The sequence below is a fragment of the Streptomyces sp. NPDC006879 genome, from assembly GCF_042869595.1.
GTDB lineage: Bacteria > Actinomycetota > Actinomycetes > Streptomycetales > Streptomycetaceae > Streptomyces.
The window spans coordinates 13,144-34,336 of sequence record NZ_JBIAGC010000056.1 but is presented as its reverse complement, the minus strand read 5'-3'; the positions used below and the strand labels follow the sequence as shown (position 1 = coordinate 34,336).

Annotated in this window: 19 protein-coding genes; 12 read left to right on the top strand and 7 right to left on the bottom strand. The window is 69.2% G+C overall.

Going from position 1 to position 21,193, the window contains the following annotated elements; translation table 11 throughout:
• The 3 genes from ACFYMC_RS27145 to ACFYMC_RS27135 form a co-directional block, all read left to right on the top strand.
• Positions 1 to 886: acyl-CoA carboxylase subunit beta (locus ACFYMC_RS27145; RefSeq protein WP_388529916.1), on the top strand; the 886-nt coding region annotated here is incomplete at its 5' end.
• Between the two features lie 47 nt (positions 887 to 933).
• A complete protein-coding gene (locus ACFYMC_RS27140; RefSeq protein ID WP_388529913.1) occupies positions 934 to 1,323 on the top strand; it encodes an acyl-CoA carboxylase subunit epsilon in 390 nt (129 codons plus the stop codon).
• Positions 1,324 to 1,412: 89 nt separating this feature from the next.
• Positions 1,413 to 2,138: a hypothetical protein gene (locus ACFYMC_RS27135; protein WP_388529911.1), complete on the top strand. Its 726-nt coding sequence runs from the start codon at positions 1,413 to 1,415 to the stop codon at positions 2,136 to 2,138.
• A gap of 125 nt (positions 2,139 to 2,263) precedes the next feature.
• On the opposite strand, the gene ACFYMC_RS27130 is transcribed toward ACFYMC_RS27135, so the two are convergent.
• On the bottom strand, positions 2,264 to 3,736 hold the full coding sequence (locus ACFYMC_RS27130; RefSeq protein ID WP_388529908.1) for an FAD-dependent monooxygenase: 1,473 nt from the start codon (positions 3,734 to 3,736) through the stop codon (positions 2,264 to 2,266).
• Positions 3,737 to 3,924: 188 nt separating this feature from the next.
• Here ACFYMC_RS27130 and ACFYMC_RS27125 point away from each other — a divergent pair, with 188 nt between their 5' ends.
• From ACFYMC_RS27125 to ACFYMC_RS27115, 3 genes are all read left to right on the top strand, one after another.
• The gene (locus tag ACFYMC_RS27125; RefSeq protein WP_388529905.1) at positions 3,925 to 5,400 is read left to right on the top strand and encodes an FAD-dependent monooxygenase; all 1,476 of its coding nucleotides are present in this window, start codon (positions 3,925 to 3,927) and stop codon (positions 5,398 to 5,400) included.
• Positions 5,401 to 5,567: 167 nt separating this feature from the next.
• Entirely contained in the window at positions 5,568 to 6,560 is a 993-nt protein-coding gene (locus ACFYMC_RS27120) for an alpha/beta hydrolase (RefSeq protein ID WP_388529902.1), read from the top strand.
• 265 nt (positions 6,561 to 6,825) lie between these two features.
• Entirely contained in the window at positions 6,826 to 7,962 is a 1,137-nt protein-coding gene (locus ACFYMC_RS27115) for an acyltransferase family protein (RefSeq protein WP_388529900.1), read from the top strand.
• Between the two features lie 106 nt (positions 7,963 to 8,068).
• Here the strand turns inward: ACFYMC_RS27115 and ACFYMC_RS27110 are convergent, their stop codons facing one another.
• The 4 genes from ACFYMC_RS27110 to ACFYMC_RS27095 all read right to left on the bottom strand — a co-directional run bounded on the left by ACFYMC_RS27110 (position 8,069) and on the right by ACFYMC_RS27095 (position 11,213).
• Positions 8,069 to 8,539, bottom strand: a complete 471-nt coding sequence (locus ACFYMC_RS27110; protein ID WP_388529897.1) for a carboxymuconolactone decarboxylase family protein — start codon at positions 8,537 to 8,539, stop codon at positions 8,069 to 8,071.
• Between the two features lie 247 nt (positions 8,540 to 8,786).
• Positions 8,787 to 9,560, bottom strand: a complete 774-nt coding sequence (locus ACFYMC_RS27105; protein WP_388529894.1) for an SDR family oxidoreductase — start codon at positions 9,558 to 9,560, stop codon at positions 8,787 to 8,789.
• Between the two features lie 34 nt (positions 9,561 to 9,594).
• Positions 9,595 to 10,275 carry a gamma-glutamyl-gamma-aminobutyrate hydrolase family protein gene (locus ACFYMC_RS27100; protein WP_388529891.1) on the bottom strand — a complete coding sequence of 227 codons (681 nt, stop codon included), beginning with the start codon at positions 10,273 to 10,275 and terminating at the stop codon, positions 9,595 to 9,597.
• 149 nt (positions 10,276 to 10,424) lie between these two features.
• The gene (locus ACFYMC_RS27095; RefSeq protein WP_388529888.1) at positions 10,425 to 11,213 is read right to left on the bottom strand and encodes a DUF3050 domain-containing protein; all 789 of its coding nucleotides are present in this window, start codon (positions 11,211 to 11,213) and stop codon (positions 10,425 to 10,427) included.
• 271 nt (positions 11,214 to 11,484) lie between these two features.
• On the opposite strand from ACFYMC_RS27095, the gene ACFYMC_RS27090 reads away from it, so the two are divergent.
• The 6 genes from ACFYMC_RS27090 (at position 11,485) to ACFYMC_RS27065 (ending at position 18,478) form a co-directional block, all read left to right on the top strand.
• On the top strand, positions 11,485 to 11,820 hold the full coding sequence (locus ACFYMC_RS27090) for a 4Fe-4S dicluster-binding protein (RefSeq protein WP_388529886.1): 336 nt from the start codon (positions 11,485 to 11,487) through the stop codon (positions 11,818 to 11,820).
• Positions 11,817 to 13,820, top strand: a complete 2,004-nt coding sequence (locus tag ACFYMC_RS27085; RefSeq protein ID WP_388529883.1) for a hypothetical protein — start codon at positions 11,817 to 11,819, stop codon at positions 13,818 to 13,820. Before ACFYMC_RS27090 ends, ACFYMC_RS27085 begins: the two co-directional genes overlap by 4 nt.
• The gene (locus ACFYMC_RS27080) at positions 13,817 to 15,202 is read left to right on the top strand and encodes an amidase (protein WP_388529880.1); all 1,386 of its coding nucleotides are present in this window, start codon (positions 13,817 to 13,819) and stop codon (positions 15,200 to 15,202) included. The genes ACFYMC_RS27085 and ACFYMC_RS27080 overlap by 4 nt, the downstream gene beginning before the upstream one ends.
• Positions 15,203 to 15,205: 3 nt before the next feature.
• Positions 15,206 to 16,729 (top strand): glutamine synthetase family protein, encoded by a 1,524-nt coding sequence (locus ACFYMC_RS27075; RefSeq protein ID WP_388529877.1) that lies wholly within the window; start codon positions 15,206 to 15,208, stop codon positions 16,727 to 16,729.
• A 77-nt stretch (positions 16,730 to 16,806) separates the two neighbouring features.
• Positions 16,807 to 18,093, top strand: a complete 1,287-nt coding sequence (purB, locus tag ACFYMC_RS27070; RefSeq protein ID WP_388529875.1) for an adenylosuccinate lyase — start codon at positions 16,807 to 16,809, stop codon at positions 18,091 to 18,093.
• Positions 18,077 to 18,478 (top strand): GNAT family N-acetyltransferase, encoded by a 402-nt coding sequence (locus ACFYMC_RS27065; RefSeq protein ID WP_388529872.1) that lies wholly within the window; start codon positions 18,077 to 18,079, stop codon positions 18,476 to 18,478. Before purB ends, ACFYMC_RS27065 begins: the two co-directional genes overlap by 17 nt.
• Before the next feature lie 76 nt (positions 18,479 to 18,554).
• Here the strand turns inward: ACFYMC_RS27065 and ACFYMC_RS27060 are convergent, their stop codons facing one another.
• Together ACFYMC_RS27060 and ACFYMC_RS27055 are read right to left on the bottom strand one after the other, a co-directional pair.
• The gene (locus ACFYMC_RS27060) at positions 18,555 to 19,337 is read right to left on the bottom strand and encodes a response regulator transcription factor (RefSeq protein ID WP_388529869.1); all 783 of its coding nucleotides are present in this window, start codon (positions 19,335 to 19,337) and stop codon (positions 18,555 to 18,557) included.
• A 544-nt stretch (positions 19,338 to 19,881) separates the two neighbouring features.
• On the bottom strand, positions 19,882 to 20,781 hold the full coding sequence (locus ACFYMC_RS27055; RefSeq protein WP_388529866.1) for a sigma-70 family RNA polymerase sigma factor: 900 nt from the start codon (positions 20,779 to 20,781) through the stop codon (positions 19,882 to 19,884).
• Between the last annotated feature and the right edge of the window lie 412 nt (positions 20,782 to 21,193).

Sequence of the window (21,193 nt, the reverse complement as noted above, 5' to 3'; positions counted from 1 at the left end):
CTCCGGCGTCGCCCACTTCGCCTACGACGACGAGGAGACCTGCCTCGCCGAGGTCCGCTACCTGCTCTCGCTTCTGCCCTCCAACAACCGAGAGATGCCGCCGCACGTGGTCAGCGAGGACCCCGCCGACCGGCCCGCCGACACCCTGCTGGAGCTGGTGCCCGCGGACGCCAACCGCTCCTATGACGTGCGCGGGGTGATCGAGGAGATCGTCGACGACGGCGAGTTCATGGAGGTGCACTCGGCCTGGGCCACCAACCTGGTGGTGGCGCTGGCCCGGATCAACGGTCACGTCGTCGGCATCGTCGCCAACCAGCCCTCCTCGATGGCCGGCGTACTCGACATCAGGGCCAGCGAGAAGGGAGCGCGGTTCGTACAGTTCTGCGACTCCTTCTCCATCCCCCTGGTGACCCTCGTGGACGTGCCCGGCTTCCTGCCGGGCGTCGGCCAGGAGCACGACGGCATCATCCGGCGCGGGGCGAAACTGCTGTACGCCTACTGCAACGCCACCGTCCCGCGGATCTCGGTGGTGCTGCGCAAGGCCTACGGCGGCGCCTACATCGTGATGGACTCACGCTCCATCGGCGCCGATATCGCACTGGCCTGGCCGACGAACGAGATCGCCGTCATGGGGGCCGAAGGTGCCGCCAACGTCGTCTTCCGGCGGGAGATCGCCGCCGCCGAGGACCCCGAGGCGATGCGCCAGCAGAAGATCGCCGAGTACAAGGAGGAACTGGTCCACCCCTACTACGCAGCCGAGCGAGGCCTGGTCGACGACGTCATCGACCCGCGCGATACCCGGCTGGTGCTGTCCCGGGCGGTGTGCATGCTCGCCAACAAGGACGCCGAACTGCCGCGCCGCAAGCACGGCAACCCACCCCAGTGATCAGCCACCGCACCGCTCAACCGCCGAGCATCCAGGAAGGAGTCACGATGACGCAGCTGTTGACCGAGTCCGTCACCGGGCCGGCGCCGATGGCCGTGACGGTCACCGAACGGCCCGCACCGCCCGCGCCAGAGCCGCTACTGCCGCCGCCGGCCGGGCAGTCCCCCGCAGAACCGGTGGCCGAGGCGACGGCCATGGCCGCGAGTTCCGATCCGGCGGCGCCGGGGCTGTGCCATCTGATCCGGGTGGAGAAGGGCGACCCCAGCCCCGAAGAGCTGGCTGCGGTCACGGTCTTGTTGTACGCCCGGCTCGCCACGTGCGAGGAGGCGGACACCGACGGTGAGGGCCGGTCCCGTGCCTTCGCCGGCTGGGCCCGCCCCGACCGCGGCCCCTGGTTCGACGGCCCCCGCACCTGGCGGGCCGGCCGCCAACCCTGACCGATTCGGCGCCGGGCCCGCGGACCGGGCACTCTCGATCCGCGGGCCCGGCGTTTTTCCTTCCCGCGTCCGGAAGCGGTGCTGGTCCGATGCCGGCCTCCGCCTTCGAATCCTTCGTGCTGTCCGGTGGAAGAACCAGGTTAGATGACGGTGATCCGTGGAATACAGGTTTCGTGCAAATCGACGAAATCATCACTTTCTTCCATATTGCAGGGGTAGTCGTTGGCCTGGGCGCGGCCGTGGTTTCCGACTATCTCTTCGTGCGATTCGTCACGGACGGGGTCCTGGACCGGGGTGAACTACGGGCACTGAGATTTGTGTCGGCACTCGTTGTCGTCGGCCTCGCCCTGATTGTTCCCACCGGGTTTCTGTATGCGTTGGCCTCGCCGGAGCGGTGGCACGATGGGAAATTCTGGGCCATTGCCACCGTGACGGCTGTCATCTGCATCAACGGGGCTGTCATCCACCGCAAGGTGATCCCGGTCTTCGAGGCGCACGTCGACCGCCCACTCGTCGATGACGAATTTGAGAAGACGGCCCTGCTCGTCTTCAACACGGGTGCCGTCTCCACTGTCTCGTGGTGGGTGGCAGTCCTGCTCGGGGTGTGGGTGTCAGCCGATTTCCGCTATCCGTACCTGTACTTCATCTGCGCGTACGCGGTGCTGCTGCTGGGGGGAATCATCACGGTGAAGCTCGCCGGGCCCCGCGTCCTACAGGTCCTTCGTGCCCAGTCGGCCACCGGGGGCGGCAGCGGTTCCGGATCCGTCGCGGAGGTCGAGGGCGGCATGGCGAACCCCGGAAGACCACGCGATTAGAGCCCTCGGGCAGCCCGCAGGCGATCGGCAGTGCGGACGGGCGTTGGGGAGCGGGACCCGGACAGCCCGGCGCCCCGCCGGTGGCGCGGCCAGAGGCGCCGCTCCCCCGACGGGGCGTCACAGGTTCAGGAGGCGACCGCCTCGGCACCGAACCAGCGGTTCAGGGCCGCCGTCAGGTCGCCGCCCTCCGGATTGGCCCACACCACGTGGCCGTCGGGGCGGATCAGCAGTGAACCATCAGCGCGCGCCGCGACCGGTCCTGCGGGCACCCAGTCGCCCCGGACGATGTCGATGCGGTCCACCCAGCCTCCCGCCACCTTCTCCGCGTCCCCGGTGTCCCCCACGTCGAAGAGGATGCCGCGCCCGGAGTGCATGAGCTCGGCGACCGTGCTCCGGCCGCCGTCCTGCCGTTCGAACTCCAGGTCCGGTAGCAGGCGTCCGCCCAACAGGCGGTGCTCGCCGGCCCCCACCTCGTAGCGGATGTCGAGACCGCTCACGATCCCGGCCAGGTGGCGTGCGGCTTCCGGGAGCAGCACGATCTCACGCATCACGGCCCGCAGCGGCTCCATCTCCTCCCCGGTGAGGTAGAGCTGGGTCTGTGCACGGGTGTTGCGCATCAGCCGTTCACCGACCGGGTGCCGTTCGGACTCGTAGGTGTCCAGGAGCCCTTCGGGTGCCCAGCCGTTGATGGTCGCGGCCAGCTTCCAGCCCAGGTTGACGGCGTCCTGCACGCCCACGCTGAGCCCCTGGGCGCCAGCCGGCATGTGGATGTGGGTGGCGTCGCCCGCCAGGAAGACCCGGCCCTTGCGGTACGAGGCGGCCTGCCGGGTCGCGTCGGTGAAGGAACTCACCCAGCGCACTTCGGCCCCGTGCAGGTCTTCGCCGGTCATCCGTTCCCAGGCGTCGGCCACCTCGGACCAGGTGACGGCGCCCTTGTCCTGAGGGCGCAGACCCTTCTCGTGGATGACGATGCGGTCCACGCCGTCTTCCAGGTTGAAGGCCATCACCATGCCGCCGGGAACCTTCTCCCCGATGGGGCGCTGGCGTACGTTCGAGCCGATGATGTCGGCCATGTACATCCCGCGGGTGGCCGACCAGCCGGGGAACTCGATGCCGGCGAGTTGCCGTACCAGGCTCCGACCGCCGTCGCACCCGATCAGGTAGCGCGCGCTCTCCTCGCCGCGCCCCTCGGGGCCGTCGAAGACGACGGTGACGCCCTCGTCGGTCTCCCGGTAGTCCACCACCTCGTATCCGCGCCGGACGGTGACGCCGAGCTCCGCGAGCCACCCCTCCAACATGGACTCGGTGCGGAACTGGGCCACCCCGCGCACGCTGAAGTGGTTGTCCTCCAGCGCGCCGAAGTCGATGCGCACGCCGCCGAAGTGGCCCTGGGCCCATTCGACCTCGCCGAGTCGGTGCAGCAGCCCACGTTGATGGAACACTTCGGCGGCCCGCCGGGTGAATCCCACTCCGCGAGATTCCCCGCTCGGCCCGGGAAGTCGGTCATAGATCTCCACATCGACGCCACCGAGGGCGAGTTCACCGGCAAGCATCAGTCCGACGGGCCCGGCACCGACAATGATCGCGCCCTTTGCCATGTTCGCACTCCTCGCACACAGACAGATGGGTAGGGCTCCACGGTATCGGCGGCTCTCCTGACAGAAGGCTGTTCAACTTCCCTGTTCAATTGTGCAGTTGGCGCAGTTGCACAGCAGGGATGGGGTGCCCGGGGCGTCGGTAGTGTGGGGCCATCCCCGGGAAAACTGTCTGCACGAGGAGTGCGATGATGGCAAAGGGCGTAATAGTCGTCGGTGCCGGCCCTGTCGGATTAATGCTCGCCGGTGAACTCAGGCTGGGCGGAGCGGATGTCGTCATTTACGACCGACTGCCCGCGCCGAGCGGGGAGACCCGCGGACTTGGATTCACCGGTCGTACCGCGGAGGTCTTCGGCCAGCGTGGTCTCCTTGACCGTCTCGGTGAGTTCCGCTGGGGCAAACAGGGCCACTTCGGTGGCGTTCGGATCAATTTCAACGCCCTGGAGGAGAGCCACTACGGGGTGATGGGCCTGGCCCAGTCCCGTACCGAGGAGATGCTCCAGGGGTGGCTCGCGGAGCTCGGCGTCACCGTCCGGCGTGGATACGAGGTGGTGGACTACCGGGAGACCGACGAGGGCGTCACCGTCGTCTTCGACGGCCCCGAGGGGCGCGGCGAGGAGAGCGCCCAGTACCTGGTGGGCTGCGACGGGGCCCACAGCGCCGTCCGGAAGCTGGCGGGCATCGACTTCCCCGGTCTGCCCGCCACCCGCGGTGTCTACCTCGCCGACGTGGTGGGCGCGCAGATCCCGATGCGGCCCATCGGCGAACGCATCCCCGGTGGGGGCATGGTGCTTTCGGTGAGCCTGGGAGGGGGCGTGGACCGCATCGTCGTCCACGAACCGACGGTCAGCGCCGAGCAGGCCAAGGGCGGGCTGACCTTCGAGCAGGTAGCCGATGCCTGGGAGCGGATGACGGGGGAGCGCATCCATCACGCCTCCGCCAGCTGGATGGCCTTCCTCACCAATGCCACCGGTCTGGCTGCCGAGTACCGGCGCGGCCGGGTCTTCCTGGCCGGGGACGCCGCGCACGACCATGCGCCGCTCGGCGCCCAGGGCGTGAGCGTGGGCATCCAGGACGCGGTCAACCTCGGCTGGAAGTTGGCCTCCGTCCTGCGGGGTTGGGCCCCGCAGTCGCTGTTGGACACGTACCACAGCGAACGGCATCCGATCGGGGAGCTGTTGATCCGCAACACCCTGGCGCAATCGCTGCTCTATCTCAGCGGGGAGGAGATGGAGCCGCTGCGTGGTGTCATGGGCGAGTTGGTCCGCATCCCCGAGGCCGCCCGTCATCTGGCGGGCCTGGTCAGCGGACTCGACATCCGCTACCCGGTGGGGGAGGACGGGCATCCGCTGCTGGGCCTGCGCCTCCAGCCCGATCGAGAACTGGAACGCGCCGACGGCACCCGCTCCTCGGTGGCCGAGTTGCTCCACGCGGGGCGCGGCGTGCTCGTGGTGGCCGAGCCGGCCGTGGACGTGGCCTCGGCCACCGGCTGGGCGGACCGGGTCGACGTCCACACCGGCGCCTGGGTGGCGACGGACACCCCGGGAGGTCAGGAGATGCCCGCTGCTGCTCTCCTGCGGCCGGACGGCCACGTGGTGTGGGCGGCCCCTGGCGGCGGTGACCTCGCCGAGGCCCTGACGCGCTGGTTCGGGGCCGCGCGCCGGTAACGCCCGGGCCTGCCGGCCGTTCCTCACGACGCACGGCAAGCCCCGGCACGGCAGTAGTCGCAGGGATCACAGCGCGCGGCAGGGGCGGCGCGGTCACCGCGGTGGGTCGCGGTGGCCGCGCCGCCCCTTGTTCTGGAACGGGAACGAAGAGACAGAGAGGTGTTCACATGACCTTGGACCGACGCGGCGTGATCTCGATGGGTGCCGGTGCGGCTGCCCTCACCGCCCTCGGTGCGGGCTCGGCGCAGGCGAGCCCGGCCGCAAGGGGCCCTCGTGTCCCCAACGATGCGGCCTTGGCGCGTTCGTTGCCCGGGCGGCACCGCTTCCACAGCCGACATGCCCAAGTGAACGGCACCCGACTGCACTACGTCATCGGCGGTCGTGGTGAACCGCTGGTGCTGCTGCCGGGCTGGCCGGAGACCTGGTGGGGGTACCGCAAGATCATGCCGGTGCTCGCCGAGCACTACCGCGTGATCGTCGTCGACGTACGCGGCATGGGAGGTTCCGCCACCCCGGCCGACGGCTACGACAAGAAGACGATGGCCCGTGACGTGTACGAGCTCGTCCGCTCACTCGGGCACCGTTCGGTACACATCGCCGGCCACGACATCGGGGCGATGGTCGCCTTCAGTTTCGCGGCGAATCACCCCGGGGCAACCCGCCGCCTGGCCCTGCTCGACGTGACCCACCCGGACGAGTCGCTGTACGAACTGCGCATGCTGCTGCGCCCCAACACGGGTTTCAACATGTGGTGGTTCGCCTTCAACCAGGTCCTGGACCTACCTCAGCACCTCCTGCACGGGCGGATGTGGACGCTGATCGACTGGCTCTTCGACAACGCCCTGGTCAAACAGGACTCCGTCACCCGATTTGACCGGTCCGTGTACGCACGTGCCTACGACCGGCCCGGCGGAATCCGGGCAAGTTGCGCCTGGTACCAGGCCTTCCACGCGGACATCGAGGCAATGGCGGGATACGGTCGGCTGGCCATGCCGGTGCTCGGGATGGCGGCGCTCTCCGAATTCGACCACTTGGCGGCCACCTTGGAGCGGGTCGCCGACGACGTGCGCGGCGTCATTCCGGTCGAGAAATCCCTGCACTGGCTTTCCGAGGAGGATCCGGAACTCGTTTCCCGTTCGCTTCTCGACTTCTTTGGTTGAGTTGCTCGTTACGCCTGTTCAACTGCCGTCGATCCGCAGTCAACCGGAGCCGGTCACCGTCTATGCGGTGGCCGGTTTCTTTCTTGTGAAGGAAGTGTAGCGACCTTCGCACCCTGAGAAAGAGTGCTCTTCCGGCGAGAAAGCCCCTGACTCTACACTCGCGATTCAGTCAAACTCTTCCCGAGGGAGCGCTCTCATGGCTCAGACCGTGCGGTCCAGACCATCTCCGAGCGTCGACGCGCATCGGTTACCGTCGCTCACCGGAATGCGAATCATCGCAGCTCTGCTGGTCTTCGCGTTCCACGCCGGCTTTCAGTATCCGTTTCCGGACAAGGGCCTGACCCAAGGGTTTCAGCGCGTGTTCGGTCTCGGTGGTGCGGCCGGCGTCGGCTTCTTCTTCATCCTCAGTGGGTTCGTGCTGACCTGGTCGGCGCGTTCCTCAGACACCACGACCCGATTCTGGCGCCGACGCCTGGTCAAGGTCTTCCCCAACCACCTCGTCACCTTTGCCGCCGCCGCCCTGCTGTTGCTCAACGCGGGTTCGGCGCTGGGCGGCTGGAAGGCGGTGCCCAGCTTCTTCCTGCTCCAGGCCTGGTTCCCCCAGGTCGACGTCGCGTCCGCGATGAACCCGGTGGCCTGGTCCCTCTCCGCCGAGTTGCTGTTCTACCTCTCCTTCCCGTTCCTGCTGCGCGGGATCAACCGGATCAGGCCCCAGCGGCTCCTGCTGTGGGCCGGTGGCACGGTGACGCTGATCTTCTGCGTACCGATGATCGCCTGGACCTTCCCCGAAGGCCCCGACATCATCTTCGGGCCGGTCTCCCAGTGGGAGGGCTGGCTGGTCTACATGTCCCCGCCCGCCCGCATGCTGGAGTTCACCTTCGGCATGCTGCTGGCCGAGCTCGTGATGCACGGACTCTGGCTGCGGATCGGGCTGTTGCCCGCCACCGGGATCGCCGTGGTGGCCTACTGGTTGGCCTGGTCGGCCAGTTGGACGTACGCACACGTGGCCGTGATGGTTCTGCCGCTGGGGCTGGTCATCGCCGCCGGGGCCCAGGCGGACGTCACCGGCCGGCGCTCGGTACTGCGCAGCAGACCCATGGTCTGGCTGGGCAACGTGTCCTTCGCCTTCTACCTGTGGCACGCCCTGGTACTCGGTGAGGTCTCCCGGCAGACCGGCGCGCTGCGCCAGTCGTACGGCGTCGCTGGGGGCTTCGCCTACCTCGCGATCGCCTTCGCCGTGACCTTGTTGCTGGCCTGGGCGCTCTACACCCTCGTGGAGGAGCCGGTGATGCGCCGCTTCGGCTCCGCCCGCACCCGACCGCCGGTCGTCGGGCCCCCCGTCGTACCGCTCCCTGCCCCCGACGCTCCGGCGCCGGCGCCGGTCCCCGCGGCAGTCGGCTGATCCACCACGCACCGAAACGGAGCGGCGCCGCCCCGGAGGCTCAGTCCGGGGCGACGCCGCGCTCGTTGCCCGGGCCGGTCCGCGTACGGCGCCGGGCTGTACCGGGTTACCAGGCCTCGCCGGCAACCTGGCGGGTGGTGGCGTTCAGCCGGTTGAAGAGGTTGGTCACGCCGATCATCATCGTCAGGGCGGCCAGCCCCTGCTCGTCGTAGTGCTTGGCGGCCTCGTCCCAGACCTCGTCCGGCACCGCGTCGGCCCGGTCGGCCAGTCGGGTCGCGGCCTCGGTAAGGGCGAGGGCGGCTCGCTCGGCGTCGTTGTAGTAGGGCGCCTCCCGCCAGGCAGCAATCGCGAACAGCCGCTCATCGCTCTCGCCGGCCTTGCGCGCCCCGCGTGCCGCCGCGTCCACACAGACACTGCACCCGTTGATCTGGCTCGCCCGCAGGTGTACGAGTTCAAGGGTCAGCTCCGGGACCCCGCCCTGCTTGGTGGACTTCAACAGGGACAAGATGGCAGGCATCGCGCCGGGCAGGACGTTGGCGGGGTTCTGCATGCGGGACTTCACGGCGGTGGTGGTCATGGTGGTGATCCCTTCCAGGGGGTTGTTCGTCGTTCACCTCTATGACGGAAGGGGGGCTCGGGGTGTGACCGCCAGGCGGGGGGCGAATTCCTGTGCGAGGGGTCACACGGTGACTCCCCGGGCCCACGGCCGTTTCCGGTGGCCGTGGGCCCGGGGCGTCACCTTTCGCGCCCGAGGGCTGTCCCGCCATGGCTGGCGGATCAGCGCGCGTTCGTCAGGTGCGGCCGGACCTTCTCGGGGACGGCCCTCAGAGCAGGGTGCCCCCGGTGGCGTCGATGAAGGAGCCGGTGATCCAGCGCGCGTCATCGGAGGCGAGGAAGGCCACCACGTCGGCTATGTCAGCGGGCTGCCCGACCCTCCCGAAGACCGACATCTGCGCCATCCGCTCCACGGCCGCCGGGTTGGAGAACATCGGCCCACCGTTGTCCACCCGACCCGGGGCCACGCTGTTCACCGTGATACCGCGCGGGCCCAGGTGCTTGGCCAGGTGCAGGGTGAGCTGGTCGACGGCGGCCTTGGAGATCGCGTAGGCGATCTTGTCGGGCTGCGCGCTGCGGGTGATGCCGGAAGAGATGTTGATGATCCGGCCACCTTCGCGCAGCACCCCCAGTGCGCGCTGGGCGAGGAAGAACGGGGCCCGGGCGTTGACCTCGTAGCAGGCGTCGAAGTCCGCCTCGGTCACGTCCTGCGGATCCCCGTAGGGACCCGGCACCGCTGCGTTGTTCACCAGGATGTCCAGGGAGCCCTCGCCGGTGCGCTCCCGCAGCACCGCCTCCAATTCGGCGAAGAGCCGTTCGGCCGCGCCGTGGGCGCTGAGTTCGGCTCCCACCGGGAAGGCGCGCCCGCCGTCCTTCTCGATGAGCGCCACCGTCTCGTGGGCGCCTTCCGCACTGGTGGCGTAGTGCACCGCGACCAGGGCGCCGTCCCTGCCCAGCCGTCGGGCGATGCCCCGACCGATCCCCCGGCTGGCGCCGGTGACCAGGGCCACCTTGCCGTGTAGGCGCAGCTGCTGCTCGTCCATCAGTGAGAACCTCCGGTTGGGTGAGGAGTACGGGTCAGCGGGCCGCGTCGACGAAGGCCCGGAACAACGGTTCGGTGTCTGCGACTTCGGGGTGCGCCTGGACGCCCACCAGATAGCGCAGCGAGGGGTCCTCGATCGCCTCGATCACTCCGTCCGCGGCGCGGGCGGTGACCACCAGGCCCTCACCGAGCCGGTCGATCCCCTGATGGTGGTGGCAGTGCAGTTCGAACTCGGTGCCCAGGGCCGCGGCCACCTTCGAATCCGGCTCGGCCTTCATCTGCCGCACGTCGAAGCGGCCCGGCGCGGCCGGCCCGTGTTCGGGCAGGTGCTGGTCCAGGGTGCCGCCACGCAGGATGGACATCAGTTGCATGCCGCGGCAGATCCCCAGCACGGGGATGTCCCGGCGGATGGCGGCGGCCAGCACCGCCACCTCGGTGGCGTCGCGCACCGCGTCGGTGGGCAGCGTACGAGGGTGCCGCTCGGCCCCGTACAGCTCCGGCCCGACGTCCGGGCCCCCCACCATCAACAAGGCGTCGACGCGGTCCACCGCGTCCTCCACTGCCTGTGGGACGGGCGGCAGCAGGAGCGGTGTGCCGCCCGCATCGACGATCTTCTGGACGTAGTTCCACTGGAGTATGGCGGTGGGTACGGGACCCCAGATCCCGTAGCTCACCGTCGACGCGTCGGTGGTCAGCGCCACCACGGGTCCGCTCATCGCTCAGCCTCCCAGATGCAGTTCCCGGAGACTGCGCCTCCGGATACAGGTGTGGGCCGGGTAGTGGTCGAGAGGACTCGATCACTACCCGGCCGGGTGCGGTTCCCTGGTGTGCGGTCGGCGGGGTGCGGGCCCGCCGACGCGGGACGTCAGGCGTCGAGCGCCGCGGAGATCCCGTCCCACAGCGCCACCCGGGCCTTGAGGGCGCCCACCACGGTCTCGGCGGCCTCATCCCACTTGGCCTGGTCGTCCCCGCACAGGTCGGCGACCATCGCCATGGCCATCGGAGTGTGCTCCTCGCCGTCCACCTCGATGTGCCGGGCCAGGTAGTCGCGGAAGACCGCGAGCTTGCCGCCCTGGTCATCGATCTTGATGACCTGGTCGAACATCTCGGGGATCAGGTCCTCGCGACCGAAGGCGAAGGCGGCGGCCTGGCAGTGCAGCGGGGCCGTCTCGATGAAGTCCCAAGTGGAGTTGACGAACGTGGCCGCCGCGGTCGGCACGGAGGCGTTGACCAGCGCGTCGCGCACGTACTCGCCGGCCCGCAGCCGGTCCAGGAAGTCGTTGATGGGCTTGATGTCCGCCCCGGCCTGCTCCATGCCGTTCACATAGAGCTCGAAGTGGCTGATGAAGCCGCCACCGAGTTCGTCACTCTCCTCCACCAACACGATGTCGTTGATGAGGCGACGGCTCTCCGTCGAGCCGCGCGGCACCCAGGGGACGTCCACGCAGGTCAGGTTGCGTTGCAGGCTCTTTAGCAGTGACATGAAGTCCCACACTGCGAACACGTGGTTCTCGTTGAAGGTGTTGACGTCTTGGAGGGTCTCCAGCCGGTGGTAAATGGGGTGGCTCGTCACCTCTAGACGCGCGGTGTCGATCACCTTTCGGAGTTCGTTGATCGCCGGATTCTCTTTGCCCCAGTCATAGCGCGACGACACTGGAAGTCTCCTCCGTTTTGGGAACGATACGCCTCACAGCTGGACTATGGCCGGTGTGAGCTGGTCGCCGCAACGGACACCAGAAGTAAAGAAGTCCAGGGTGTGCGACTGCGCGGTTTCCGCGGTTGCACAGCGCGCCGGGCAGTTGTGCCGGCCCGTCAACACCAGCTCCCAGTAGTCGTTTTCAGCGCAGGGCGGTCTATGCAATTCTGCCAGGGCCGCCGAAGAACGGCGTGGCGTTCATTGATCTCTTAAAACGTGGGAGTCCCGTATGCCTGCGGAAGCGAACACTTCGACGGATGCAGGGACCGGCCGATCAGAGCGGATCGCCACCCGGACCCGCAATGAAACCTGGAGGAAACCGCCTCGCCGCATCGAGAAGTCCGAGTGCATCACCTGCGACACCTGTCTGCGCAGCTGCCCTTCCGAGTTCGGTGCCATATTCGACCGCGGACTCGATGTGGTGATCATCCCCGAACTGTGCTCGGGATGCCCGGTGTGCGTCATGGAATGCCCCGTCGACTGCATCTACGTCGATGAGGACTGGACGGAGACGGACAACGACATGTGGAACCACATCGAACTCACCTCCGACGGTGCGTCATGACCGCCCCCGCCGAACGTCCCGCAGTCTCCCGCAAGGCCCAGCTGGCCAAGAAGCGGCAGAGCCGGCGCCCCAGCCGCCAGGGTGCACTCGCCGGTGCGGCGGTCAAACCCGACCGGGTACGGGAGGACGACGCCGGCTTCCCCGGCCTCCTCAAACGGACCTGGCAGCTTGCGTCCGACACCCCCGACCTGCGCGAAGCGGTGCACGTCCTGCTTTCGCTCAGCGGCTACGTGCCGGCCGACGTGCAACTGCGCGCCCTGCGCAGCGCGGACGAGGCCGCCTTGAAGGTGCTGTGCGGTCTGTCCTGGCGGGAGGAGGAGGCGGCCACCGCCGCCGCCTACGCCAACCGGGCTCGCGGGCGCCGTCGGCTGGCCGGCCAGCCGACCGCGGACGGCGAACCTCCGTCCTTTCTGGGTGAGATCGGCCTCACCACCGCTGGCCGGGTGGTGGTCAGGGTCCCCTCTCAGCCGCCGCTGGCCAAGACCACGGACCTCGTGGACGGCGTCATGCGGGTGGCGTGGAGCGCCCATGACCTCGCGGACTTCCAGCACGAACTGGCCCGATCCAGGACCCGGTTCGCCCAGTCCGTGGCCGACTGCCGGCAGTGGTTGGGCGACCTGGGCAGCGCGGGACGCGACGAACTGCTCGAAGGGCTCAAGGAAGCGGCCATCCGTACCGCCCCCTTCGTCCTTTACCAGGAGGACAAGCAGTACACCAACTTCCGGGACCGCAACACGGTCGTCGGCAAGACCCTCTGGTCGGGGCACCCCGACTGCGCACTCAGCAGCCTCCAACGGCTGCCCCTGGAACTGTGGTCGGACCACGACGCGGTGATGGCCACCTGTCTGACCCTTTTGATCCGCTCCGCCGGCTACGCGCGGATCGAGGAAGCCAACAACACCCAGCTCTCCTTGGACCACGTCGCCCATCAGCTGGAACGCAACCGACGCACCTACAACCGGTGCGCCGCGCCGGGCAGCAGCATCCCGGCCGTCTCCGGCCCACGGGTGGCCGCTCTCGACGGACTCGCCCGTGGGCTTCGTCAGCTGCGCGGTGAGATCGGTGGCCAGGTGCAGCTCTACCGGGAGATCCACGGAGCGCTCATCCACAAAATCGAGCGGATTGCCGCGCCTTACGGGGCGGTGGCGCGCCGGCGTGAGGACGCGGTCTGCGCGCGGCTGAGCGAGCGGCTGCCGTTCAACGGCGCCACCCTCGCCGAACTCGGCGCGGCCGTGGCCGCCGACCCCGAGTGGCTGGCCCGCCCCCACCGGGGCGCCGTCACCGCCGGGGGTGAGCGGGCCTCCTTCGCCACCGGGCTCGAAGCCCTGGTGTACGAGGCGGTGGCGGCGGCCACCGAGGCCTTCGAGACGGACTTCTCGATGAGCAGGGGGCTGCGCTCTCTGCCGCAGCTCATCCGTTCGCTGCGGGAGGAGGACTTCCAGGAGATCGCGGATTGGGGCATCACCGACTTCTTCTGCTGTGTGGTCCCGTCGGCCGAGGCGCGACGCCACTTCTCGCACTCCACCAGCCACCTCGCCGACACGGCGTGGGCGATGTCCTCGCGGATGCAGTACAACTCCTGGCACTTCATCGCCGGGAACCTGCCCAAGGGACCTGCCATCGAGCAGCGGGACTACTTCGTGCCGCCGACCATCCCCGACATCGCCTTCTACTCCGACCAGCACCACCACGGACACATCGCCGCCAAGGTGCGCTTCAGCATCCGCAGCCCGCAGGCGGTCCAGATCCTGGGGCGGCCCTTCTTCGGCTTCATGGACCTGCGGTTGCTGCGTTGTGAGGGGCTTCCCTTCGACGAACAGGACATGCTCGCCGCGCACCGGGTGTCGGGGTTCATCGCCGAAGCGACCAGCCTGGCAGCGGAGTTGGCGGCCGAGGGGCGCGAGGTGGACGTCACCGCCTTCGACTCGGCCTGGCACCTCGAAACGGTGACCGCCCAGGTGGCCGCCCGGTTCGGCAGTGAGGGGGAGGAGACGCTTTGACAGCCCCCGGCATCCGTGAGACGAGGGAAGCGCTCGCCCGAGGCGCGTACACCACCGTCGAGCACGTCCAGTCGGTCCTCACCGCCATCCACGACAAGGATGCCGACCTCGGGGCGTACGTATCGGTGGCCGGTGAGGAAGCGCTGCGCGCGGCGGAGGCAGCTGATGCGCGCATCCGTCGGAACGGTCCGGCTGCCTGGCGGGACCAGCCACTGCTGGGCGTCACCGTCTCGGTGAAGGACCTCGTCCAGACCGGTGACCTTCCCACCAGCCGCGGGTCGCTGCTGACCAACCGCCGGCCCCGGATGGACTCCCCGGCGGTGGCCCGGCTCCGGGCGGCCGGTGCCATCGTCGTCGGAAAGACCACCACCTCGGAGTACGGGTGGAGCGCCAGTACCCTCGGGAGGCTCGGCCCACCCACCCGTAACCCGTGGGCGCCGGAACTGACCGCCGGTGGATCCAGCGGGGGAGCGGCTGCCGCGGTCGCGGCCGGGCTCTGTTCGGCCGGGCTCGGCACTGACGGGGCGGGATCGATCCGTATCCCGGCAGCCTTCTGCGGGGTGGTCGGCTTCAAGCCGTCCTTCGGCCGGGTTCCGTACGTGCCTCCCGGCGCCGACCGGCTCTCCCACCTGGGCCCGCTGGCCCGCACGGTCGCCGACGCCAGCGAGCTGAACTCGGTGGTCTGCGGCCCGCACCCGAGGGACCCCGACTCTGAGATCGGGGCGGTCGACGCCCCCCGCGAGCCGAGTTCCCTGCGGATCGGTTGGATGGAGTTCCCCGGGCTGACCTCCGGGGTGCGGCAGGTGACCGAGCGGGCGTTGCCGGTGCTCGCCGCGCTCGGGCACCGCGTCGAGCGGATCGAGGTGCCCTTCCGTGACCCCTACCCGGCGTTGATCAACATCCTGGCCGCCGCCGAGGCGGCCGGCACCTCCCCCAACGACGAGGAGTGGTGCGACCCCGGCCGCCTCAGCGTCGTCCACTACGGGCGCCTGTTGAGCGGGGCCTCGGTGATCCGGGCCGAGGAGACCCGTTTGGAACTGCGCACCACCATGTCCACCGTCATGGACCGCTATGACCTGCTGGCCATGGCCACCGTGCCGATCGAGCCGTTCGAGCTCCATGCCATCGGACCCGACTGGGCCGCCGACCCCGACAAGATGCTCTGGCTGGCCTGGTCGCCCGCCACCTACCCCTTCAACCTCACCGGTCAGCCCGCACTGTCCCTCCCGGTGGGCCTGACCGCCACCGGGCTCCCCGTGGGACTGCAGTTGGTGGGGCCGGTCGGCTCCGACGAAAGGGTGTTGGCCGCCGGCCGCCGGATCGAGGCCGAACTCGCACCGATGCCCGCAGTCCCCGAGCGCGTCACTGAGAGGATGAGCTGACCGATGTACTCCCGCTCGTGGTCCACACTCTTCGCCGAGGCAAGTGTCGGACGCCCTTCTTTCGTAGCCGAGTTCGGCCTGTGGAACGAGGAGCAGAACGCGGCGGCAGCCGAGATCGAGGCCTCGCTGGGCGAGATCGACTTCGTCCGCCTCGTCTTCGCCGACCCGCACGGCCTGGCCCGGTCCAAGACGCTGACCGTTGACACGTTCCGTACGGTCCTGCGCAACGGGGCCGACTACAGCCCCGGCCCGTTCCTGTTCGACACCGGTCACGCGGTGGCCGTGGACTTCCTCGACGCCGACCCGGGGGTCGGGGTCGCTGAACTCGCCGGAGCCGGCAACTTCGTGCTGGTTCCCGACCCGTTGACCTTCATGGTGCTCCCGCACGGCGGGGGCCGCACGGCCTGGGTCCTCGGCGACGAGTACCAGCGCGACGGCTCCCCGCACCCGTTGTCCGCCCGGCACGTGCTGCGCAAGGTTCTGGCGCGCTACTGCGAACGTGCCCTGACGCCGGTCCTCGGGCTCGAAGTGGAGTGGTACCTCACACGCCGCCTCCCGGGCCCGCCCGGAAACACCGGGAACGGCTTCGGCACCCAGGGCCCGGCGCCGCGCGTGGAAGCGGTCAACGCCGGTTACCAGTTCAACCTCGACGGCAACTACGACTCGGTCAGTGATCTGACGGGGCCGCTCGCCCTGGCCCTACAGGGCCTCGGGTTGCCGCTGCGCTCCATGGAACACGAGTCGGGACCGGGCCAGGTCGAGACCACCTTCAGCCCGATGACGGCCCTGGACACCGCGGACGCGATGGTGATCTTCCGGACGCTGACGAAGCAGTTCTGCGCGCGCCGCGGCCACCACGCCTCCTTCATGTCGCTACCGCGGTTGGACAGCTTCGACCCGAGCGGCTGGCATCTACACCAATCGGTGCGCGACGACCGGACCGGGGCCAACCTGTTCGCTCCCGCCGGCCGACCCGACGGCATGTCCGCCCAGGGGCGGGCCTACGTGGAGGGACTGCTGTCCTGGGCGAGCGACCTGTGTCTGCTCTCGGTCCCCACGGTCAACGGCTACCGGCGCCTGGGCGCCGACTTCTCGCTCTCCCCGACCCGGATCGGCTGGACCTTCGAGGATCGCAGCGCCATGATCCGGGTCGTCGGTGGGGAGGGCTCCCGGCACTTCGAGAACCGCACCGGCGAACCCTCGGCCAACCCCTATCTGGCCATCGCCGGACAGCTCTTCTCGGGGCTGGAGGGACTGACCGGCGCCCCGTCCGCGGCCCGCTACGCCGCTTCAGGTGCCGGCCGGGACGGGGCGCCGTACCGCACCCTGCCCCAGTCACTCGACGAAGCCCTGGAGGCCTTCCGCTCCGGGCCGGCCGAAGAACTGCTCGGCAAGCCGCTCACGGCCACCCTCACCAAGCTCAAGGAGAGCGAGGTGGCGCGCTTCGAGAAGTGGCGCGAGGAGGCGCAGCCGCCGGTCGGGCAGGTCACCGAATGGGAGCAGCGCGAGTACTTCGAGCACTTCTGAGGACCCCGGGTGGGGCGTGCGTCCACGCACGCCCCACCCGGCCGTCCTCCCGTCCCTCCCCTGGAAGGCAGCAGACCATGATTGCGCGGTACACACGCCCGGAGATGGGCGCACTCTGGACCGACCAGGCACGCTACGAGACCTGGGTGCGGGTGGAGATCCTCGCCTCACAGGCCCAGGTGCGCCTGGGCCGGGTCCCCGAGGAAGCGGTGGAGCAGATGCTTCGGGCCAAGGTGCCCACGCCCGAGCGGGTCGCCGAGTTCGAACGCAGCAGGGACCACGAGGTGCTCTCCTTCCTCGCCGCCTACTGCGAGGACCTTCCGGAGTCCGCCGCGCAGTGGGTTCACCTGGGCATGACCAGCTACGACCTCGTGGACACGGCCCTGGGACACACCCTGGCGCGCGCCACCGACCTGCTGCTGCGGGCCGCGGGGCGGCTGCGCCGGGTCCTGCGTGAACGGGCGCTGGAGCACTGGGACACCGTCTGTGTCGGGCGGACCCACGGCGTGCACGCCGAGCCGACCACCTTCGGACAGAAGCTGGCTGTCTTCGCCTTCGCGGTCGACCGCTCCGTCGCGCGGCTGTCCGCCGCCCGCGAGGCCGTCGCGGTCGGCACGATCTCCGGCTCGGTCGGGACGTACGCCCTGATCGACCCGTACGTGGAGAGGTACGTCTGCGAGCAGCTGGGGTTGGGCGTCGAGCCGGCGCCCAGCCAGGTCGTGCACCGCGACCGGCATGCCCAACTGCTCCAGGCAGTGGCCTCGCTCGGCGCCTGCGTCGAGCACATCGCACTGGAACTACGGCTGCTCCAGCGCACCGAGGTGCGGGAGGTGGAGGAACGCCGCACGGAGGCCTACCAAGGCTCCAGTGCCATGCCCCACAAGCGCAACCCCACCACCAGTGAGCGATTGTGCGGACTGGCCCGGCTACTTCGGGGCTACGCGGCAACCGCGCTGGAGGACGTGGCGCTGTGGCACGAGCGGGACCTGGCCCACCAGTCGGTTGAACGGGTGATTCTCCCCGATAGTTTGACGGTCAGCCATTTCCAGGTGACCTCGGCCGCAGACCTGGTGGAGACGCTGACGGTCTTCCCGGAGCGGATGCGCGAGAACCTGGGGGCGACCCGAGGACTGCTCTGGAGCTCCGCGGTCCTCGCCTCGCTGTTGGAGAACGGCATGGAGCGTGAGCAGGCCTACCGTGGGGTGCAGGCGGCGGCGAACCTCACGCTCACCGAGGGGATCGACTTCGAGTCCGCACTGTTCAAGTCGGGCATTGAATTCGGGCCGCTGACACCGGAGCATTTCCTCGGCAACCACGACGTGATCCGCACCCGATTGGAGAACCTCCGTGACCTGGAAGATTGAGCGTGTCGAGGGCGCCGAGCTGGACTTCGAGGAGGTCCTCGCCGTCTACCGCGACTCCGGTCTCGGCGAGCGCCGGCCCATCGAGGACACCGAGCGTTTCCGGGCGATGCTGCGTAACGCCAACCTCGTGGTCACCGCTCGGGTGGAGGGCCGCCTCGTCGGTATCGCCCGGAGCGTCTCCGACTTCTCCTACGTCACCTACCTGTCGGACATCGCCGTCAGCGCCGAGTTCCAGCGCGGTGGGATCGGGCGGGCGCTGATCGAGGGGACCCGGGCCGAGGCCCCCGGCGTGAAGATCGTGTTGTTGTCGGCGCCGGCGGCCGTGGACTACTACCCGCACATCGGGTTCACCCGCCACCAGTCGGCCTGGGTGCTCAATCCGTAGCCCCGTCCTCCAGAACGCCTTCGCGACCACCCCGACGGTTCCCGGGTTGGTCGCGAAGGCTTTTGCGCCGTGCGGCTCAGGCGGTGCCGAGCTTGAAGCCCACTCCCCGCACGGTGACGATCCACCCGCTGTCGCCGAGCTTGCCGCGCAGGCTGCTGACATGGGTGTCCACGGTGCGCCGGGACCAGGAATCGCCCCAGACCTGCTGGAGCAGCCGCTTGCGCGGGATGACGGTGTCCGGATGGGAAGCGAGCATGCACAGGAGGTCGAACTCCTTGCGGGTCAGGCATACTTCGCGGCCGTCCAAGCTCACCTCGCGGGAGCTCACGTCAATGCGGAGCCGGCCGTGCTGGATCTCCTTGGTGACCGGGGGTTGGTAGCGGACCCGTCGCATGACGGCGTCGATGCGGGCCATCAGTTCGCGGAACCCGTAGGGCTTGACCATGAAGTCGTCCGCGCCGGCCTGGAGGCCGAGCACCCGGTCGAGCTCCGAACCGCGGGCCGTGACGATGATGACCGGAATGCAGCTGACGGAGCGGATCGCCCGGCAGACCTCCAGTCCGTCGAGATCAGGGAGTTCGAGGTCGAGTAGGACCAAGTCGACGTCTTCGAAGGCCTGGAGGGCCGAGCTGCCCTTCTTCACGCTGATCGGCTCGTGGCCGTGCCTGCGTAAGCGGCAGACCAGGGATTCCCCGCCGTCGACGTCGCTGTCGACGACGAGGATGCGCTGTCCTGCCGACAGTCCGGCGGCGCGGCGAGCGGCGGCCGGTGTGTCCTCGTCGATCGCGTACGGTCCGGCGAAGGTGCGTTGTGCCGGTATGTGAGGTTCGAGCAGTGCCTCTGGCGAACTCTGTGTCATGTCTCCCCCGTGAGTTGAGTCGCCCGACCGGTAGGCCCGGTGGGGGGATCCGATCCGAGTCTGGTCATCGAACTTACAGACCGGCGGCGTCCAATTCCAAGAGAACAGAGCAAATATTCTGTTTCACTCGGCGAGGGCCGAGTGAGTAGACGGGCTGGCGCCCAGGCAGGATCGCACGCCGTGGCGCACATCGGTCAGGAGCCGTGCTGGGCCAGGCTGGACGGGCTCTACGGGCCGTCCAGCCGTCCACGGCGGCGCGGGCGACGGCGGCTCGTGGTGCTCACCGCGGCGGCGACCCCCCGTACCACTGGTACGAGAGTGAAACTCCGCCGTGCGGTGCACCGCGCCCTGACGTCGCGCGCTGAGCCACCACGGACCGGAGGACAGCTCATAGCGAGAAGCTGGTAAGCGTGACAGTACAGGATGTGACGCTCACCGGGTGCGTGACGAACTGGCTTTAAAAGGATGCGAGTTGAGTGATCGTTGAAAGACCGCCGCCCCGCCTCCGGGTCGGTGGCGGGGCGGCGGTCGCGCTGCTTGTGGGTCAGTCTCCGAGGACCGCTAGGTCCATGGCGTCCAGGCGATCCGCCTCGCCGACGATGTCGATCTCCACCACCTTGCCGTCCTTGACGGTGAAGTCCATGACCACGGCCAGTCGGCCGAGCGGGGCCACCACCACTCCGACGGCGCCGTTGACCAAGGCGGCCTGCGAGAACTGTGCCCGCTCCCAGAACTGGCGTGCCTGGGCAGCCACCACCTCGGCCCCACGGATCTCCCGGAAGGCGCCGGTGCCCGAGGCGACCGGATCGGTGCGCAGCACGATGTCGGGGTCCAGGAGCTCCAGGAGGGCCTCGAAGTCGCCCCCTCGGGCAGCTGCCAGGAAGGCGTCCACGACCGCCCGCTGGCGAGTGACGTCCGGATCGGTGACGGCCGAATTGCCCTGCACCCGGCGGCGGGCCCGGCTGGCGAGCTGTCGGGTGGCGGCCGGGGTGCGGCCGACGATCGGGGCGATCTCGCCAAAGGACACGGCGAACATGTCGTGCAGGACGAAGGCCAGCCGCTCGGCCGGGTCGAGCGTCTCCAGCACCACCAGCAGGGCGAGGCCCACCGAGTCGGCGAGCAGCGCTTCGTGTTCGGGGTCCGCGGTCTCGGTCGAGCCCGGTCCGGACGCCGGCTCGGGGAGTGTCTTCTCGCCGAGGAGGTCCTCGCGGCGCGAGGTGCGCGAGCGCAGCATGTCCAGGCAGACGCGCCCCACGACCGTGGTGAGCCAGCCGCTCAGGTTGTCGATGGAGTCCGCGTCGGAGCGGCTCAGCCGGATCCAGGCTTCCTGGACGGCGTCATCCGCCTCGTTGAGGGAGCCGAGCATCCGGTAGGCCACGGCCCGCAGGTGGGCCCGGTTGCCCTCGAACCGCTCAGCAAGCGCCAGCCATTCAGCGTCGTTCACCGGTGAGGTCACATCCTTCGGTCGCGTTGCGTCATGGGGATGACGAACGGATCTCAGCGTATGTGACGGGAGCGACCGCACCCGGCACCTCCGGGTCCTGCCTCTCTCGCGCCTGGCCGGTCAGTGCGCGTCGTACGGGTGTGGTGCCTCGCGTGGCTGAGCCTCGCCCGCGTGCCGTTGCGCTTGGCGCTGCGACCGCGCGCGAGGGGCCCGGGCTCCTTTCGTGCGCCGGTCGGGGGCCGCGGGGTGGTCTTCCGTGGCCCCCGGGTCCTCAACGTGGCCTGGGCGCAGGGTTGTTGATTGGCTCGTTCGAGCCCTGCCGCGGGCCCCTCCTTGGTTGACAACGGTCCTCGGGGTCGCCTCTAATCTCATTACCGGAATTGGATTCCGGTTCCGATTCGCCCGCCAGGAG